This is a genomic window from Micromonospora sp. NPDC049004, assembly GCF_040649315.1.
In the GTDB taxonomy this organism is placed as follows: domain Bacteria; phylum Actinomycetota; class Actinomycetes; order Mycobacteriales; family Micromonosporaceae; genus Micromonospora.
The window spans coordinates 17,546-36,206 of sequence record NZ_JBEZFG010000001.1; the positions used below are offsets into that span (position 1 = coordinate 17,546).

General features: G+C 73.1%; 15 protein-coding genes and 1 tRNA gene. 15 read left to right on the forward strand and 1 reads right to left on the reverse strand.

Annotated elements, in window-relative coordinates:
• Position 1: 1 nt before the first annotated feature.
• The 5 genes from AB0B97_RS00080 (at position 2) to AB0B97_RS00100 (ending at position 7,927) form a co-directional block, all read left to right on the forward strand.
• Positions 2-1,696: a lipid II flippase MurJ gene (locus AB0B97_RS00080; RefSeq protein ID WP_357489262.1), complete on the forward strand. Its 1,695-nt coding sequence runs from the start codon at positions 2-4 to the stop codon at positions 1,694-1,696.
• A gap of 31 nt (positions 1,697-1,727) precedes the next feature.
• On the forward strand, positions 1,728-2,894 hold the full coding sequence (locus tag AB0B97_RS00085; RefSeq protein WP_357489264.1) for a glycosyltransferase family 4 protein: 1,167 nt from the start codon (positions 1,728-1,730) through the stop codon (positions 2,892-2,894).
• Positions 2,894-5,410 (forward strand): hypothetical protein, encoded by a 2,517-nt coding sequence (locus tag AB0B97_RS00090; RefSeq protein WP_357489266.1) that lies wholly within the window; start codon positions 2,894-2,896, stop codon positions 5,408-5,410. Before AB0B97_RS00085 ends, AB0B97_RS00090 begins: the two co-directional genes overlap by 1 nt.
• Positions 5,411-5,573: 163 nt before the next feature.
• Entirely contained in the window at positions 5,574-7,325 is a 1,752-nt protein-coding gene (locus AB0B97_RS00095) for a CTP synthase (protein WP_234581864.1), read from the forward strand.
• Positions 7,322-7,927 (forward strand): NUDIX hydrolase, encoded by a 606-nt coding sequence (locus AB0B97_RS00100; RefSeq protein ID WP_234581863.1) that lies wholly within the window; start codon positions 7,322-7,324, stop codon positions 7,925-7,927. Before AB0B97_RS00095 ends, AB0B97_RS00100 begins: the two co-directional genes overlap by 4 nt.
• An 86-nt stretch (positions 7,928-8,013) precedes the next feature.
• On the opposite strand, the gene AB0B97_RS00105 is transcribed toward AB0B97_RS00100, so the two are convergent.
• A complete protein-coding gene (locus tag AB0B97_RS00105; protein ID WP_308195333.1) occupies positions 8,014-8,337 on the reverse strand; it encodes a TM2 domain-containing protein in 324 nt (107 codons plus the stop codon).
• Between the two features lie 227 nt (positions 8,338-8,564).
• On the opposite strand from AB0B97_RS00105, the gene ald reads away from it, so the two are divergent.
• The 10 genes from ald (at position 8,565) to AB0B97_RS00155 (ending at position 18,491) form a co-directional block, all read left to right on the forward strand.
• A complete protein-coding gene (gene ald, locus AB0B97_RS00110; RefSeq protein WP_234581862.1) occupies positions 8,565-9,680 on the forward strand; it encodes an alanine dehydrogenase in 1,116 nt (371 codons plus the stop codon).
• 39 nt (positions 9,681-9,719) lie between these two features.
• Positions 9,720-10,685: a site-specific tyrosine recombinase XerD gene (locus AB0B97_RS00115; protein ID WP_357489268.1), complete on the forward strand. Its 966-nt coding sequence runs from the start codon at positions 9,720-9,722 to the stop codon at positions 10,683-10,685.
• Positions 10,686-10,866: 181 nt separating this feature from the next.
• Positions 10,867-11,790, forward strand: coding sequence for a ParA family protein (locus AB0B97_RS00120; protein WP_088990243.1), 924 nt, complete (start codon positions 10,867-10,869; stop codon positions 11,788-11,790).
• A gap of 23 nt (positions 11,791-11,813) precedes the next feature.
• A complete protein-coding gene (locus AB0B97_RS00125) occupies positions 11,814-12,932 on the forward strand; it encodes a segregation/condensation protein A (RefSeq protein ID WP_357489270.1) in 1,119 nt (372 codons plus the stop codon).
• Entirely contained in the window at positions 12,925-13,932 is a 1,008-nt protein-coding gene (gene scpB / locus AB0B97_RS00130) for an SMC-Scp complex subunit ScpB (protein ID WP_357489272.1), read from the forward strand. Before AB0B97_RS00125 ends, scpB begins: the two co-directional genes overlap by 8 nt.
• Positions 13,919-14,689 carry a pseudouridine synthase gene (locus AB0B97_RS00135; RefSeq protein ID WP_234581858.1) on the forward strand — a complete coding sequence of 257 codons (771 nt, stop codon included), beginning with the start codon at positions 13,919-13,921 and terminating at the stop codon, positions 14,687-14,689. Before scpB ends, AB0B97_RS00135 begins: the two co-directional genes overlap by 14 nt.
• A 194-nt stretch (positions 14,690-14,883) precedes the next feature.
• Complete coding sequence (cmk, locus tag AB0B97_RS00140; protein WP_357489274.1) at positions 14,884-15,564, forward strand: (d)CMP kinase; 681 nt, start codon at positions 14,884-14,886, stop codon at positions 15,562-15,564.
• A complete protein-coding gene (gene der, locus AB0B97_RS00145) occupies positions 15,561-16,964 on the forward strand; it encodes a ribosome biogenesis GTPase Der (protein ID WP_234581856.1) in 1,404 nt (467 codons plus the stop codon). Before cmk ends, der begins: the two co-directional genes overlap by 4 nt.
• Before the next feature lie 188 nt (positions 16,965-17,152).
• A tRNA-Pro gene (locus AB0B97_RS00150) sits at positions 17,153-17,226 on the forward strand.
• Between the two features lie 119 nt (positions 17,227-17,345).
• A complete protein-coding gene (locus AB0B97_RS00155; protein WP_357489276.1) occupies positions 17,346-18,491 on the forward strand; it encodes a tyrosine-type recombinase/integrase in 1,146 nt (381 codons plus the stop codon).
• The last annotated feature ends 170 nt before the right edge of the window (positions 18,492-18,661 follow it).

An 18,661-nucleotide genomic window follows, 5' to 3' on the forward strand; every position in this document is an offset into this window, starting at 1 on the left:
CGTGACCAGACCGGCACCCCTCGCCGGCGCCGGCCGGCTGGCCGGGGCAGCCGCGCTCATCGCCGTCCTCACCGTGCTCAGCCGGCTCGCCGGCTTCGGCCGTACCGCGGTGTTCACCTGGAGCCTCGCCCCGACCGACCTGGGCGGCGCCTACGTGGTGGCCAACGCGGTGCCGAACTTCATCTTCGAGATCGTCGCCGGTGGCGCGCTGGCCAGCCTCGTCGTACCGCTGCTGGCCGGGGCTGTGGAGGCCGGTGACCGTACGACTGTCGCCCGGACCACCGGCGCGCTGCTGACCTGGACGCTGGCGCTGCTGGTGCCGCTCGCGCTGGTCGTGGTGCTCTTCGCCGGCCCGGTGGTCGAGTCGCTGGGCCAGCATCTGACCGACGCCCAGCAGCAGAGCGGCGTACGGATGCTGCGGGTCTTCGCGCCGCAGTTGCCGCTGTACGGCGTCGGCATCGTGCTCACCGGGGTGCTCCAGGCGCACCGGCGCTTCGCCTGGCCGGTGCTCGCCCCGCTGCTGTCCAGCCTCACCGTGATCGTCGTCTACCTGGGGTTCACCGCCACCCAGGGCCGGTACGCCACGGTCGCCGGGGTGAGCTCCGGCGGCGAGTTGCTGCTCTCCGCCGGCACCACACTGGGCGTGGTGACGCTGTCGCTGTCGCTGCTCATCCCGGTGCGGCGGCTGCGCCTGGGGTTGCGGCCCGGGTTCGGGTTCCCCGCCGACGCGCGGGCCCGGGTCGGCGGGTTGGCGGTGGCGGGCGCGGTCACCGTCACCACGCAGCAGATCGCCCTGATCGTCAGCCTGAACCAGGTCACCGCGGGCGCGCGCAGCAATCCGGGCGTCTACAACCTGGCGCAGACCGTCTACCTGCTGCCGTGGGCGGTGCTCGCGGTGCCGCTGGCCGTCGCGGCCTATCCGACGCTCGCGACCGCGCGGTCGGCCGGGAACGAGGACGGTTACCGGGCGACCCTGGCCCCGGCCGTACGCGGGGTGCTGCTGTTCAGCTGCCTCGGCGCGGCCGCGCTGGTCGGGACCGCTGGGCCGGTCGGGCACTTCTTCTTCCCCGCGTCCACCGCGCCGACCGCCGCCGCCGCGATCATCGGCTACGCCCCGGGCCTGGTCGGCTACGGCCTCTTCGCGATCCTCACCCGGGCGCTCTACGCGCGCGGGGAGACCCGGGCGGCGACCGCCGCGACCGCCGTCGGCTTCCTGGTGGTGCCGCCCGTCGTGCTGCTGCTCGGCGCGATCCTGCCGTTGACCGACCGGGTGCTCGCCGTGACGTCCGCCAACTCGGTGGGCATGGTGGTGCTCGGCGTGTTGCTCGTCAGCGCGGTGCTGCGCAGCGCCGGCCGGCCGGCGCTGGCCGGCGCGGCGCGCGCCGGGGCGGCCGGTGGCCTCGCCGGGCTGCTCGCCGCGCTCGCCGGACTGGGCGTGAGCCGCTGGCTCGACGGGCTGGACGGCGGCACCCCGACGACGGCCGCGGCACTCGGTCAGGGCATGCTGTCCGGGGTTCTGGTCGGTGTCGTGTTCCTCGTCGTGGTCTGGTTCGTCGACCGGCGGGACGTGCGGCCGCTACTGACCGGGGTGGTCCGCCGCCTCGGCCGGCGAGGGCCGCGAGGCGGGGCCGGCACGTCGACGCCGGGCGCGGTCCCCCCGGAGCGGGGCGACGGGAAGGAGACGGCGGTTCGGTGAGCGTTGTCAACGGGAACCGACGGTGGTCGCGATGACCGGGAGCAGCCTGCCCGCCGGCTGGTCGGGCTCCGTGGCGCTGCTGCTGGCGTCCAGCACCGGTGGGGTCGGCCAGCACGTCCGCTCGGTGGCGCGCGGGCTCGTCGCCGCCGGGGCCACGGTGCTGGTGTGCGGGCCGGCGGCCACGCAGGAGCAGTTCGACTTCACCGGCGTCGGCGCGCGTTTCGAACCGGTGGAGATCCCGGCCAGCCCGACCCCCGCCGACGCGCGGGCGGTGCTCGCCCTGCGGCGGGCGCTCGCCGCGGCCCGGGTCGACGTGGTGCACGCGCACGGCCTGCGCGCCGGTCTCGTGGCCGTGCTGGCCCGTCCGTCCGCCCCGCTGGTCGTGACCTGGCACAACGCGGTCCTCGCGGGCGGCCTGCGCGGCGGGGTCTCGCGGTTCGTCGAGCGGGTGGTCGCCCGGGGCGCCCGGGTGGCTCTCGGCGCCTCCACCGACCTGGTCGAGCGGGCCGCAGCGCTGGGCGCCGCCGACGCCCGACTCGCCCCGGTCGCCGCCCCGACGCTGCCCGCACCCCGTCGACGCCGCGCCGCCGTGCGCGCCGAGTTCGGCGTACGGCCGGAGCAGCCGTTGCTCGTCTCGGTGGGGCGGCTGCACCCGCAGAAGCGCTACGACGTGCTGATCGACGCGGCCGCCCGCTGGCGTACGCGTACCCCGCCGCCGGTCGTCGTGATCGCCGGGAGCGGCCCGGCGTACCTGCCGCTCGCCGCGCGGACCTCCGCCGCCCGGGCCCCGGTGACCCTGCTGGGGCACCGCACCGACGTTGCCGACCTGCTCGCCGGCGCCGATCTCGCGGTGGTCACCAGCGACTGGGAGGCCCGGCAGTTGTTCGCCCAGGAGGCGATGCGGGCCGGTGTGCCGCTGGTGGCGACCGCTGTGGGTGGCCTGCCGGAGCTGGTCGGCGACGCCGCCGAGCTGGTCCCCGCAGGCGACGTGGACGCGGTCGACGCGGCGGTGCGCGCGCTGTTGGACGATCCGGAGGCCCGGGCCGAGCTGGGTCGGCGCGGCGCCGAGCGGGCGGCGACGTGGCCCACCGAGGCGGACACGGTGGCCGTGCTGGCGGCCCTCTACGCCGAGCTGGCCGCCCGTGGGACTCCTCCGGCCGCCCCCGGCTCCGACGCGCCGATGACGGGACACCGGTGATGGTGCGTCGACTCGCTCCCGCCCTGCTGACCGTGCTCGTGGTGGTGCTGGGCGTGACCGCGCTGGCCGCCCGGCCGCCGCAGGGCACCCCGCAGCGCACCGCCGACTTCGTGGTGCTCGCCGGGATCGCCGGGCTGCGCTGGGAGGACGTCGACCAGCAGAGCACACCGACGCTGTGGCGGATGGCCCGGGACGGCTCGATCGGCTCCCTGTCGGTGCGGTCCGCGCACCGGCCCACCTGCCCGGTCGACGGGTGGCTGACCCTCGGCGCGGGCAGCTTCGCCGCGTGGAACGGCACCCGGCCCGACGGCGGCTGCCCGCCCGCCGGCGTGACAGTGGAGCAACCGGACGGGATCGGCGCGAACCTGCCCGATCAGGAGAGCGTGGTCCAGTACAACCAGCAGCGGCTGCCCTGGGGCACCATGCCCGGGTCGCTGTCGGAGTCGGTGCGCTGCTCGGTCGCCGTGGGTCCGGGCGCGGCAGTGGCCGCCGCCCGCCCGTTCGGCCGGGTCGACAGGTACGCCGCGGGCCTGCCGGCCGATCCGCGCCGGCTGCTCGGCTCGTGCGTGCTGAGCATCGTCGACCTCGGCACGGTCGAGGGGACCGACCCGGCGGCGCGTGCCGAGCAGGCGCGGGCGGCCGACGCCCAGCTGGCCCGGGTCCTGGCCGCGCGGCCGGACCGGTCGCTGGTGCTGGTGGCCGGAATCTCCGACACCGAGCAGCCGTCGCGGCTGCACGTGGTGGTCGCCGACGGGCCGGGCTGGGAGCGGGGTTGGCTCACCTCGGCCAGCACCGGCCGCGACGGCTACCTGCAACTTGTCGACCTCGCGCCGACGGCGCTTGCCGCGCTGGGTCGGCCGATGCCGGAGCGGCTGTTCCTCGGCCGGCCCGCGGTCAGCACCGGCGGTCGACCGTCCGACCTGACCGAGGCGATCAACGCGCCGGCGAACGCCGACCGGGAGGCGATCGCCCAGCGGGCCGTCTCCGGCCGGTTCTTCGCCCTGCTCGCCGGGCTTCAGGTGCTGCTGGCGCTGGCGGTGCTGCCGTTGCTGCGCCGGGCCCGACCGCACGCCGGTCCGGCCGGCCCGACCCCGGTCTCCGCCCGCGTCGTGGCGGTGGTGGAGTTGTTGCTGGTGGCGGCGGCGTTGACCGTTCCGGCCGCGCTGCTCGCCGACGCCGTCCCCTGGTGGCGGGGCGAGCACCCGGGATGGATCTTCGCCGTGGTCACCGCGCTGCTGGTCGCGGGTGGCACCGCGGCGGTCCGGTTCGCCCCCGGGTACGCGAACACGCTCGGCCCGTTCGGCGCGGTGGCCGGCCTCACGACACTTGTCGTCGGGCTGGACGTGCTCACCGGGTCGAGCCTGCAGCTCAACAGCGTGGTCGGCTACTCGGCGTTGCAGGGTGGCCGGTACGCCGGGCTGAGCACTGTCGGGCTGGGCGTGTTCCTCGCCAGCGCGCTGGTGACCGGCGGGTGGTTCGCCCAGCGGGTGCACCGCCGCTGGCGGCCCGCGGTGATGGTCGCCGTGGGCGGTCTCGCCGTGGTGGTGGTCGGCAGCCCGTACCTGGGCGCCGACCCGGTCGGCGCCATCGCGCTGACGGCCGGGCTGAGTGTGGCCGCGGCGATCAGCGCCGGCGGCTGGCTCACCATCACCCGACTGGCGTGGGCCACCATGGCCGCCCTGGCGGTCGGCATCGGCTTCGCCGTGGTGGACCTGCGGCGCCCGGCGGCGGAGCGGGGGAGTCTGGGCCGGTTCCTGTCCGCGGTCGCGGACGGCACCGGCGGGTTCACCGTGCACCGGTCCAGCACGGCGAACTTCGAGACGTTGGTGAACAGCCCGTTGACCGTGCTGGCGCTGGCCGGTGGGCTGCTGGTGTGGTTCGCCCTGCTGCAACCGTGGGGCGGGCTGATGCGGCTGTTCGGCATCTACCCGGCGATCCGCGCCGCGCTGGGCGGCACGGCGGTCGCGGCGGTGCTGGGCGGCGTACTCGACGGCGCGGCGCTGGACGTGGCGGGGGCGGCGGCGGCCCTGGTGGTGCCGATGGCGGCGTTGGCGTCGCTGCGGGTCCTCGGACATGCTGCCGACCGGACCCGCCCGGGCACGGGCCGTGCCCGGGAGAACGGGGCCGACGACGACTCGGGCTCCGGTGGCGACGGGCCCGCAGGCGGGGGCGACGGGCCGGCCGGCGGGGGCGACGGTCCGACCGGTGGCGGTGGACCGCTGGGCGCGGGTCATCCCCGGCCGATCGGCGGCCCGCCCGCCGCGCCCCCACGAGCGGTCGTGCTGCCCGCGGGCCCGGACGGGCCGGTGGGCCCCGGGGCGGTCGACGGGCCGGTGGGCCCCGAGGTGGTCGACAAGCCCGCGCAGTCGCCGCCGGAGCGTCCGGCCGCGGACGCGGCGACCGGGACACCCTCCGCGCCGGCGCAGCGACGACCGGCGGATACCCAGGTGGACATGCCGGCGGACACCCCGGCCGCGCCGGCCACCCGGCCATCGACCGAGGTTGCCGCCTCCTGACCGTCGGGCGTCGTCCCAGTGGCCCGCTCCTGTCGCACCCGGGGTGCGGCCTGCGAGTACCCGCCGCAGAGGTGTTACCGTGGAATCCCGTGGATCGCGTGATCACTTTGCTGATCGAGCACGGCGGTCTGCATGACCGCGACAGACGACACGGGAGCAGGCCTTGGCCCCATCAGCACGGACGACCAGGCACATTTTCGTCACCGGGGGCGTCGCCTCCTCGCTGGGTAAGGGCCTCACCGCCTCCAGCCTCGGCAACCTGTTGACCGCGCGCGGACTGCGTGTGGTGATGCAGAAGCTCGACCCCTACCTCAACGTCGACCCCGGGACGATGAACCCGTTCCAGCACGGCGAGGTCTTCGTCACCGAGGACGGCGCCGAGACCGACCTCGACGTCGGGCACTACGAGCGTTTCCTGGACCGGGCCCTGTCCGGCAAGGCGAACGTCACCACCGGCCAGATCTACTCCGACGTGATCGCCAAGGAGCGCCGGGGGGAGTACCTGGGCGACACCGTCCAGGTCATCCCGCACATCACCAACGAGATCAAGTCGCGGATCCTGGCGATGGCCGACCCGGACGACGACGGCGTCCTGCCCGACGTGGTCATCACCGAGGTCGGCGGCACCGTCGGCGACATCGAGTCGCTGCCGTTCCTGGAGGCGATCCGCCAGGTCCGCCACGACCTGGGCCGCGACAACTGCTTCTACCTGCACGTGTCGCTGGTGCCGTACCTGGCGCCGTCGGGCGAGCTGAAGACCAAGCCGACCCAGCACTCCGTGGCGCAGCTGCGCAACATCGGTATCCAGCCGGACGCCATCGTGCTGCGCTGCGACCGGGAGATCCCGGTGAAGCTCAAGGAGAAGCTGTCGCTGTACTGCGACGTCGACGCCGAGGCGGTGGTCGCCGCGCCGGACGCCCCGAGCATCTACGACATCCCGAAGGTGCTGCACCGCGAGGGGCTCGACGCGTACGTGGTGCGCCGGCTCGGGCTGTCGTTCCGGGACGTGGACTGGGCGAGCTGGGACGACCTGCTGGAGCGGGTGCACCGCCCCCGGCACACGGTCACCGTCGCGGTGGTCGGCAAGTACGTCGACCTGCCGGACGCGTACCTGTCGGTGAGCGAGGCGATCCGGGCGGCCGGTTTCGGTCACCGGGCGCGGGTGCAGCTGCGCTGGGTGCCCAGCGACGAGTGCGTCACCCCGGCCGGCGCGGCGGCGGCCCTGGCCGGCGTGGACGGCATCCTCATCCCGGGCGGGTTCGGCGTCCGCGGCATCGAGGGCAAGATCGGCACGGCCCGGTACGCCCGGGAGAACGGCATCCCCCTGCTTGGCCTCTGCCTCGGCCTGCAGTGCATGACGATCGACGTGGCCCGGCACCTGGCCGGCCTGGACGGCGCCAACTCGCTGGAGTTCGACGAGCAGGCCGCGCACCCGGTCATCGCCACGATGGCCGACCAGGAGGACATCGTCGCCGGCAAGGGCGATCTGGGCGGCACCATGCGGCTCGGGGCGTACCCGGCGACGCTGACCGAGGGGTCGATCGTCGCCGAGGCGTACGGCAGCACCGACATCAGCGAGCGGCACCGGCACCGCTACGAGGTCAACAACGCCTACCGGGACGCGCTGACCAAGGCGGGCCTGCACATCTCCGGCACCTCCCCGGACGGCCGGCTGGTCGAGTTCGTCGAGCTGGACCGGGATCTGCACCCGTTCTTCGTGGCCACGCAGGCGCATCCGGAGCTCAAGAGCCGTCCCACCCGCCCGCACCCGCTGTTCGCGTCGTTCGTCAAGGCCGCCGTGACCTACTCGCAGGCCGACCAGTTGCCGGTCGACCTGGAGGCGGCGTCGGAGGCCCCGTCGACGCGCAAGGCCGCCCGCAACGGCGCCGCGACGAAGGCCGCGTCGGCCTCGTGAGCGACCTTGAGCACCGCTACGAGGTGCGCTCCCGCGAGGAGCGCTACCGGGGTCGGATCTTCGACGTGGTCACCGAGGAGGTGACCATGCCGGGCGGCGGGACCGCGCTGCGCGACCTCGTCCGGCACGTCGGGGCGGTGGCCGTGGTGGCCCTCGACGACGCCGGCCAGGTGGTGCTGATCCGGCAGTACCGGCATCCGGTCGGCCGGCACCTGTGGGAGCTGCCGGCCGGGCTGATGGACGTCTCCGGTGAGGAGCTGCCGGCCGCCGCGCTGCGGGAGCTGGCCGAGGAGGCCGATCTCACCGCCGGGCGGGTCGACGTGCTGGTGGACCTGCACAGCTCGCCGGGGTTCACCAACGAGATCGTCCGGGTGTTCCTGGCCCGGGACCTGGCCGACGTGCCGGCGTCCGAGCGTCACGAGCGCCGCGACGAGGAGGCCGACCTGCAGATCGTCCGGATGGCCCTGGACGAGGCGGTCGACATGGTCCTGGCCGGCGAGATCACCAACGCGTCCGCGGTGGCCGGGCTGCTCGCGGCGGCTCGCGCCCGGGACACCGGCTTCGCGGCGCTGCGTCGCGCCCAGGCGCCGCTGCCGCGCTGAGCGCCGCCGCCGGTCCTTCCCGATCGGTGCGTACGCACGAAGGGGCCCCGCCGTCGGCGGGGCCCCTTCGTATGTCGCGGTGCGGGTCAGTCGCGCAGCGGGCGGCCCTGCGCGTCCGTGCCGCCGTTGACCAGGATCAGGATGCCGTCGATGACGCCCCAGAGCGCGCCGACGCCGCAGGTCACCAGGCTCACGACGAGCTGGAGAACGGCGATCTTGGTGTGTCCGGTGTAGAACCGACCGGCCCCGAAGGTGCCGAGCAGGATGCCGAGGATGCCCGCGACGACCTTGCTCTTGTCGGAGTAACCCGGGGCGTACCCCGGCTGGTAAGGAGGAGTGGTCATGGGCGGACACACTAGTGATCCACTCGCCCGCTGTCCGCACCGCCACACGTCAGATGGGACGATAATGGGCGAACACTGTCCTGACGGCTGAGGTGACGTCCCACTGCCGGCCCGTTCGGCGCCCTGACACTCCGTCAGGTCACCCGGGCACCGGATGCCACTGTGCTGGCTTCCAGCGGGGTCGGGCACGCCTAGACTGCCGCCGGCGGGACCGGTGGACCGTGGCGGCAACGGGGCCGTCGCGGCACCGAGCAGTCGGGGGGAACTCAGCCCCGAAGAGAGGTGTCTGCATCGTGAAGGTCGGAATCCCACGCGAGGTCAAGAACCACGAGTACCGCGTGGCGATCACGCCGGCGGGCGTCAACGAGTTCACCCGCAGCGGCCACCAGGTCTTCGTCGAGTCCGGCGCCGGCGTCGGCTCCAGCATCACCGATGAGGAGTTCGCCGCGGCGGGCGCCACGATCCTGGCCACCGCCGACGAGGTGTGGGACACCGCCGAGCTGGTGCTCAAGGTCAAGGAGCCGATCGCCGAGGAGTACCACCGGATGCGCGAGGGGCAGGTGCTGTTCACCTACCTGCACCTGGCCGCCTCCAAGGAGTGCACGGACGCGCTGATCGACCGCAAGGTCACCGGCATCGCCTACGAGACCGTCGAGCTGCCCGACCGGTCGTTGCCGCTGCTCGCCCCGATGTCCGAGGTGGCCGGCCGCCTCGCCCCGCAGGTGGGCGCGTTCTACATGATGCGCACCGGCGGCGGGCGCGGCGTGCTGCCCGGCGGCGTCTCCGGCGTGTACGCGGCGAAGACCGTCGTCATCGGCGCCGGCGTCTCCGGCATGAACGCCGCCGCCATCGCCCTGGGCCTGCAGTCCGAGGTGCTGCTGCTGGACAAGAACGTCGCCCGGCTCCGCCAGGCCGACGCCATCTACCGGGGGCACCTGCAGACCGTCGCCTCGAACGCGTACGAGATCGAGCGGGCCGTGCTCGACGCCGACCTGGTCATCGGCGCGGTGCTGGTGCCCGGCGCGAAGGCCCCGACGTTGATCTCCAACGAGCTGGTCTCCCGGATGAAGCCGGGCAGCGTGCTCGTCGACATCGCCATCGACCAGGGTGGCTGCTTCGAGGACTCGCGCCCCACCACGCACGCCGACCCGGTCTACAAGGTGCACGAGTCGATCTTCTACTGCGTGGCGAACATGCCCGGCGCGGTGCCGAACACCAGCACCTACGCGCTGACCAACGTCACCCTGCCGTACGCCCTGGAACTGGCCAACAACGGCTGGCGCGAGGCGCTGCGCAACGACCCGGCCCTCGCGTTGGGCCTCAACACCCACGACGGCCAGGTCACCTACGGCCCAGTCGCCGAGGCGCACGGCATGACCGTGCTCCCGCTGGCCGACGTCCTGGCCTAGAGCGGTGGCGGTCTGAGCGGGATCACGCAGCAGGCCGGCGTGGGCGCTGAGCCCGCGCCGGCCCTGCGCCGTGCCGTGCGCGGCTACCTCGACCACCTCACCGTCGAGCGCGGCCTGTCCGCGAACACCCTCGCGTCGTACCGCCGGGATCTGGAGCGCTACCTCACGACCCTGGCCGACGCCGGCGTCGCCGACCTCGCGTCGGTCGGCGCCGGCGTCGTCGAGTCGCACCTGGCCCGACTGCGCGCCGGCGACGACGACCATCCGCCCCTGGCCGTGTCGTCCGCCGCCCGCGCGGCCAGCGCCGTCCGTGGCCTGCACCGCTTCGCGCTGCGCGAGGGACTGGCCGGCGCCGACCCCAGCCGCGACGTCCGCCCGCCCACCCCGCCGCGCCGGCTGCCCCGCGCGCTGGGAGTCGACGACGTCGTCCGGCTCCTGGAGACCGCCGGCGCGATCACCGCGACCGGCGAGGAGGCGCCGCTCGCGCTGCGCGACCGGGCGCTGCTGGAATTCCTGTACGGCACCGGCGCGCGGATCTCCGAGGCGATCGGCGCCGCGATCGACGACCTCGACACCGACGAGGGCACCGTGCTGCTGCGTGGCAAGGGCGGCCGGGTGCGGCTGGTGCCGATCGGCGGCTACGCGGTCGAGGCGGTACGCGCCTACCTGGTCCGGGCCCGACCCGCTCTGGCCGCCAACGGCAAGGGAACCCCCGCGGTCTTCGTGAACGCGCGCGGCGGAGCGCTGTCCCGCCAGGGCGCCTGGGCCATCCTGCGCCGCGCCGCCGGGCGGGCCGGCCTGCCGGTCGAGGGCGCCGCCGCGGTCTCCCCGCACACTCTGCGCCACTCGTACGCCACCCACCTGCTCGACGGCGGCGCCGACGTCCGGGTGGTCCAGGAGTTGCTCGGCCACGCCTCGGTGACCACCACCCAGGTCTACACCCTCGTCACCGTCGAGCGGCTGCGCGAGGTGTACGCCACGGCCCACCCGCGCGCCCTCGGCTGAACCCCGGCGGTCGTCGGCTTCGACACGCCGGGCCGGTGCCGAACGCCCTGCTGGTCGGTGGCGTACAGTCGGCATCGGCGCGGACCTCCTGGGGCGACACGACCGGGGTGCGCAGCGGCGCCGCGAAGGACGTCGGACGGCTCCGACGCCGGGTGGGTCGTCGGGAGGGGGCAACGAGGACATGGCTGGCAACGGTGACCGTGCCGAGACCTGGACGTCGGAGCTCCGCGAGCAGCAGGCCACGCTCGGCGCGGACCTGGGTCCGGCGGATCCGGCGGCCTACACCATGCGCAAGCCGATCCCCGAGCCGATGCCCACCGATCGGCACGGCCCGGCGCGCATCATCGCGATGGCCAACCAGAAGGGTGGCGTCGGCAAGACCACGACCACCATCAACCTGGGCGCGGCCCTCGCTGAGTACGGCCGCAAGGTGCTGCTTGTCGACTTCGACCCGCAGGGCGCGCTCTCGGTGGGCCTCGGGGTCAACCCGCACAACCTCGACCTGTCCGTCTACAACCTGCTCATGCAGGACGACGTGACCGCCGAGGACGTCCTGATCAAGACCGACGTCGCGGGTCTGCACCTGCTGCCGGCCAACATCGACCTCTCCGCCGCCGAGATCCAGCTCGTCAACGAGGTCGCCCGGGAGATGGCCCTCGCCCGGGTGCTGCGCTCGGTGCGCAAGGAGTACGACTACATCCTGATCGACTGCCAGCCCTCGCTCGGCCTGCTGGCGATCAACGCGCTGACCGTCGCGCACGGCGTGCTCATCCCCCTCGAATGCGAGTTCTTCAGCCTGCGCGGTGTCGCGCTGCTGCTGGACACCATCGACAAGGTGCGCGAGCGGCTCAACTTCGACCTGGAACTCGAAGGCATCCTCGCCACCATGTACGACAGCCGCACCACCCACTGCCGTCAGGTGCTCCAGCGGGTGGTCGAGGCGTTCGGCGACAAGGTCTACCAGACGGTCATCACCAAGACGGTGAAGTTCCCCGAGTCCACCGTGGCCGGTGCCCCGATCACGACGATGGACCCGGCGTCCTCCGGGGCGCGCAACTACCGTCAGTTGGCCCGTGAGGTGATCGCCGCCCAGTCGGAGCGGTAGCCGGAACGCCAGGTGTCCGTGTCGTGGACTACGGTCGTGCGGTGACCGCGCCACCCCTCGACCCGCCCGGAGCCGCTGCTGCGGCAGTGGTCGACGGTGTGCCACCCGCCGAACCGGCTGCCGACCCGGTGGCCGACACGGCTGCCACCGGCTTCACGGTGCGGCTGGCCAACTTCACCGGCCCGTTCGACCTGCTGCTGCAACTGATCGGCAAGCACAAGCTCGACGTCACCGAGGTGGCCCTGCACACGGTCACCGACGAGTTCATCGCCTACATCCGCGCGATGGGCGACAGCTGGGACCTCGACGAGGCCAGCGAGTTCCTGCTCATCGCCGCGACCCTGCTCGACCTCAAGGCGGCCCGGCTGCTGCCCGCCGCCGAGGTGGAGGACGAGGCGGACCTCGCCCTGCTGGAGGCGCGCGACCTGCTCTTCGCCCGGCTCCTGCAGTACAAGGCGTACAAGGAGGCGGCGGCGCACATCGCCGAGTTGGAGGCGGTCGGCGGTCGGCGGTATCCCCGCGCGGTCAGCCTGGAGCCCCGCTACGCCGAGGCGCTGCCCGACCTGGTGCTCGGCATCGGGCCGCAGCGACTGCTGAAGCTGGCCGTACGGGCGATGACCCCGAAGCCCGTGCCGGAGGTGTCCATCGCCCACGTGCACATGGTCCGCGTCAGCGTCCGGGAACACGCGGCGATCCTCGCCTCCCGGCTGCGCCGGGCCGGCACGGCGACGTTCTCGCTGCTCTGCGCGGACTGCGAGGCCACCCTGGAGGTGGTGGCGCGGTTCCTGGCGCTGCTGGAGCTGTACCGGGAGGGTCTGGTGGCCTTCGTGCAGGAGCAGGCCCTGGAGGAGCTGACCGTGCGCTGGACCGGCCCGGTCGACGGCGAAACCGAACTGCACGTCGACGAGTACGCCGGCACCCCCGCCGACCCCGACCCGGCCCCAGCGCCGGAGTCGGCGGGCGAGCCCGGGCCCGGGAAGGCACTCGTCGCCGAGCCGGAGCCGACGGGTGAGGCTGGGCCCGGGTTGGCGGGGGAGGCTGCGTCGGCTTTCGTGGCTGGGCCGGAGCCGGCGGGGGAGGCCGGCTCGGAGTCCGTGGGAGCGGGCGGAACGGGAACGACGGAGGATGAGCGGGATGAGTGACGAGGAACGCCGGGACTCCCTGGCCGACCAGGCCGCCGCCTGGGTCCCGCCGTGGGAACGCCCCCGCCGAGCAGCCCCCACAACCGCTGCGCCCGCTGACCCTTCCGAGGCCGACGAGCCCTCCGCGGCCGACGTCGAACGCGACTCCCCGCCGGCCGCCGTTGCGGCCGACACCGTTCCGCCGGTAGCCGCAGAAGATCGTGGAAGCACGCCGCCCCTCCACGGGCCGGAATCGTCCACCATCTCCGCCGGGTCCGCCGGGTCCGCCGGGTCCGCCGGGTCCGCCGGGTCCGCCGGGTCCGCCGGGTCCGCCGGGTCCGCCGAGCCTCGTGAGGCGGTCGGGGTGGCCGAGGCCGGTGCGGCTCAGGTGGGGGAGGGGGCTGCTGGCGTACCTCGCCGGGAGTTTGTGGGGCGGCGGCGGGTGACGGCCGCGCCGGAGCCCGCGCCCGACCTGCCCGACGCCGAGCTGCGCGGCGCGCTGGAGGCGATCCTGCTGGTGGTGGACGAGCCCGTCAGCGAGCTGGTCCTGGCGCAGGTGCTGGAGCAGCCGGCCGAGCGGATCGGGCCGATGCTCGACGAGATCGCCGCCGGTTACACGGCCGCCGGGCACGGGTTCGAGCTGCGGCGGGCGGCGGGCGGTTGGCGGTTGTACACCCGGCCGGAATACGCTACGTACGTCGAGCGGTTCGTCCTGGACGGGCAGTCCGTGCGGCTGACCCAGGCGGCGTTGGAGACTCTGGCCGTGGTCGCGTACAAGCAGCCGGTGACCCGGTCGCGGATCTCGGCCATCCGGGGTGTCAACTGCGACGGCGTGATCCGTACTCTGCTCACCCGCGGCCTCGTCGAGGAGTGCGGCGCCGAACCGGACAGCGGGGCGTTCCTCTACCGGACCACCACGCTGTTCCTGGAGAAGCTCGGGCTGAACACCGTCGACGAACTGCCACCTCTCGCACCCTTCCTGCCCGACGACGTAGAAGAGCTTGCTGATGCGACCCGATAACCGTTCCCCGAAGTCCGACGCCCCCGTCTATGAGGGGGCGGAGCGCCTGCAGAAGGTGCTCGCCGCCGCAGGCGTGGGCTCCCGGCGTGCCTGCGAGGACCTGATCTTCCGGCGTCGGGTGACCGTGGACGGGCGCGTCGCGAAGCTCGGCGACAAGGTCGACCCGGCCACCGCGGTGATCCACGTGGACGGGGAGCGCCTCCAGGTCGACATCCGTCTCGTCTACGTGGCGATGAACAAGCCGCGTGGCGTGGTCACCACCATGGCGGACGAGAAGGGACGCACCGAGCTGGCCGACTTCATCGGCAGACGGCTGGATCAGCGGGTCTACCACGTCGGGCGGCTCGACGCGGACAGCGAGGGCCTGCTGCTGCTCACCAACGACGGCAACCTCGCGCACAAGCTCATGCACCCGTCGTACGAGGTGCTCAAGACCTACCTCGCCGAGGTGGTCGGGCCGATCCCGCGCAACCTCAGCAAGCGGCTCCTCGCGGGCGTGGAGCTGGAGGACGGACCGGTCAAGGTCGACTCGTTCAAGGTGGTGGGCACCCTGGGTAAATCCGCCCAGGTGGAGCTGAGCCTGCACGAAGGGCGCAAGCACATCGTCCGGCGGTTGATGGACGAGGTCGGGCACCCGGTCACCCGTCTGGTGCGTACCTCCATCGGTCCGATCCGGTTGGGCGACCTGCGCACCGGCCGTCTCCGGCGGCTGACCAACGCCGAGGTCGCCGCCCTGTTCAACGCGGTGGGTGACTGACCCCCGAGTTCGGGGTACGGCTGCCGGTAGGCTCGCGACGGCCGGAACGCGGCGGTCCGAGGTGGCGTGGGTCGCCTCGGGCGGCGGCGCGCGTGGGTCCGCCAGGGACCCCGGGCATGATTGATGACGATTGACAACCGCTTGCGGCGCCAGAGCACCGGGCGATCCGCGAGGTACGGGCTGAGGAGGACACGGTGGAGGAAAACGTACGGGCCGGGCGATGTGTGGTCGCTGTGGACGGGCCGTCCGGTTCGGGTAAGTCCACCGTGTCGCGGCGGCTCGCCGCCGGCATCGGCGCGCGCTATCTGGACACCGGGGCGATGTACCGGGCGATCACGTGGGCCGTGCTGCGCTCCGGCGTGGACCTCACCGACACCGCGTCGGTGGCCAAGGTCGCCGGCGAGGTCGACCTGCGCATCGGCACCCACCCCCAGGGGTACGCCGTGACAGTCGACGGCGTCGGCGTGGACGCGGACATCCGCGGTGCCGAGGTCACCGGGGCGGTCTCCGCCGTCGCCGCGGTGCCGGCGGTCCGTGAGCTGCTGGTCGCCCGCCAACGCGAGATGATCGCCAACGCCGGCCGGATGGTGGTCGAGGGCCGCGACATCGGCTCGGTCGTGGCGCCGGACGCCGACCTGAAGGTCTTCCTCACCGCCTCCGAGGCGGCCCGTGCCGCCCGGCGCAGCGCCGAGGACGCCGCCGACGTGGCGGCCACCGCCGCCGACCTGGCCCGCCGGGACCGGCTCGACTCGACCCGCAAGGTCAACCCGTTGGCCCAGGCGCCGGACGCCGTCGTGCTGGACACGACCGAGCTGGGCATCGACGAGGTCGTCGTCCGGCTGCGTGACCTGCTCACCGAGCGGGGCGTGGCATGAGCGATCCAGGTGGATGGGTGGAGTTGCGCGAACCCGACGTCGCCGTCGAGGAGCCGACCGGCCCGCAGCCGGTGGTGGCCGTGGTGGGTCGTCCCAACGTGGGCAAGTCCACCCTGGTCAACCGGATCATCGGCCGTCGGCAGGCGGTCGTCGAGGACATCCCCGGCGTGACCCGGGACCGGGTGCCGTACGACGCGCAGTGGAACGGTCGGTCGTTCACCGTGGTGGACACCGGCGGTTGGGAACCGGACGCGAAGGACCGGGCCGCGGCCATCGCGGCGCAGGCCGAGACGGCCGTGGTCACCGCCGACGTGGTCCTCTTCGTGGTCGACGCGATGGTGGGCTCCACGGACGTGGACGAGGCCGCGGTGAAGATGCTGCGGCGCAGCGCCAAGCCGGTGATCCTGGTGGCGAACAAGGCCGACAACACCGCCATCGAGATGGAGGCCACCTCGTTGTGGTCGCTCGGCCTCGGCGAGCCGTTCCCGGTGTCCGCGCTGCACGGACGCGGCTCCGGTGACCTGTTGGACGCCATCCTCGCCGCGCTGCCGGAGGCCCCGGAGATCGTGGAGAACCGGCCGCGCGGGCCGCGCCGGGTGGCGCTCGTCGGCCGGCCGAACGTGGGCAAGTCCAGCCTGCTCAACAGGTTCTCGGGCGAGGAGCGGGCGGTCGTCGACTCGGTCGCCGGCACCACAGTGGACCCGGTGGACAGCCTGGTCGACATCGGCGGTCAGACCTGGCAGCTGGTCGACACGGCCGGTCTGCGCAAGCGGGTCGGGAAGGCCAGCGGCACCGAGTACTACGCCAGCCTGCGTACCGCCGGCGCCATCGAGGCCGCCGAGGTCGCCGTGGTGCTGCTGGACGCCAGCGAGCCGATCAGCGAGCAGGACCAGCGGATCCTGACGATGGTCACCGAGGCGGGCCGGGCGCTCGTCATCGCGTTCAACAAGTGGGACCTGGTCGACGCCGACCGCCGGTACTACCTGGACAAGGAGATCGACCGGGAGCTGCGCCGCATCCCCTGGGCGATCCGGCTGAACCTGTCCGCGATGACCGGCCGCGCGGTGGACAAGCTGGCCCCGGCCCTGAACAAGGCCCTCGCCAGCTGGGAGACCCGGGTGCCGACCGCGCACCTCAACCAGTGGCTCACCGCGCTGGTGCAGGCCACCCCGCACCCGGTGCGCGGCGGACGCGCGCCACGCATCCTGTTCGCCACCCAGGCCGGGGTGGCGCCGCCGCGGTTCGTGCTCTTCACCACCGGCCCGCTGGACGCCGGATACCAGCGCTTCGTCGAGCGCAAGCTCCGCGAGGAGTTCGGGTACGAGGGCAGCCCCATCGAGATCTCCGTACGCCCGCGCAAGAAGCTCGGCCCCGGCGGCCGAGGCAAGGCGCACGGCTGACCCCGCACACCCCAGAAATGCCGGATGGTCCCTCGAGATCATCCGGCATTTCTCTACCCACCCTCCTAGGACGCTCTAGGCGTTGTGCGGTGGTTCGCGGCCCGCACGACCGGGGTGGGGCCTGTGCGGAGGACCGGCAGGTGCTGCGCTAAGCTGTACCGGCTGTCGCAGGGGAAGCCTTGCGGGGGCGGGACGTGGCGCAGCTTGGTAGCGCACTTGACTGGGGGTCAAGGGGTCGTCGGTTCGAATCCGGCCGTCCCGACTGGTGTTCACCAGCGGATATAGAAGATCATGTGTGATCTTGCGGTAACGCTGGCGGTAACGGAGATCGCTTAACGTGGGTTGCATCCCTCGATCCCGTTACTGCGGAGGTGCAGCCTCATGGCTGTCTACAACTACCGCCTCGCCAACGGCCAGACTCGCTGGTTCTTCATCATCGACCTCCCGCCGGACGCGAACGGGCGCCGCCGCCAGCACAAGCGGCAGGGGTTCCCCAATCAGGCCGCTGCCCAAAAGGCGGAAGATGACGCACGCGCTGCCTACGGCGGCGCGGACCTCGGCGCGGACGGCAGCGTCGCCGCCGAGCTGGAGAGCTGGCTCAACGAACGCGAACTGGATGTCCAGGAGACAACGCTCAGCAACTACCGGGACATCATGCGCTGCTACGTCGTGCCGCACATTGGTACGCGGCAGCTCTACGCCCTCGACAAGCGAGTGATCCACGAGCTGTACAAGAAGCTGCTGAAGGGCGGCGGCAAGAGCGGCGGTCCGCTCTCGTCGACCACCGTCCGGATCGTGCACCGGGTCATGATGAAGGCGTTGAGCGACCTCGGGGTCAACGTCGACGGTGTGCGGCAACCCCGGCAGGTCGAGCGGGAGACGATGGGACGCAAGGGCGTCTGGACGCCCGCGCAGTCGGCGAAATTCCTCAAGTTCCACGCCGACCACCGGCTGCGTGCCGCCTGGGTGCTGGCGATCGTCGTCGGCACTCGGCGAGGGGAGCTGGCTGGCCTCAAGTGGCCGCGCGTGGATCTCGATCGGGGTGTGTTGCTGCTGCATTGGCAGCGCACCACGACCAGCAACGGCGTGGTCGAGAAGTCACCCAAGGGCAAGAGCAAGCGGGCGGTTGCGCTCGGGCCAGCCCTAATAGCGGAGCTGGACGCTCACCGGACACGCCAGGCGGTTGAGAAGGCCGAGGCCGGAGTCCTGTACCACGACGGCGGCTACCTGTTCTGCCGGGAGGACGGGGAGCCGTACTACCCGAAGTACTTCACTGACCAGTGGGCAAAGGCGTGCGCCGACGCCGACGTTCCGGTGATCTCGCTCCACGATGCGCGGCACACCTCCGCTACCACCGGTGCTGACGCTGGCGTTCCCGAGCACGTGATGCAGCGGCGGCTTGGTCACGCCGACAGCCGTACGACACGGGAGGTCTACACCCACGTGCTGCCGGAGAGCGAACGGAAGGCTGCGGAGTTGATGGAGGCGGTGCTCGGCGACGCCGCAAGCTGGTCGCCCAGGACGTAGCTGTGCTGGAAACGCCCGCTCACGCTCGGTCGTACTGCTTGCTCGCCCCGGTCTTTCCTCCCCGGTGGCAAGCCGACGTCCCTGCTGTCAGCACGGCTTAGCCGCGACTGGATGTTGTGGCTGATGCCGTTACCTGTCGCCGTGTTTTCAGTTGGCAACGCACCGCGCAA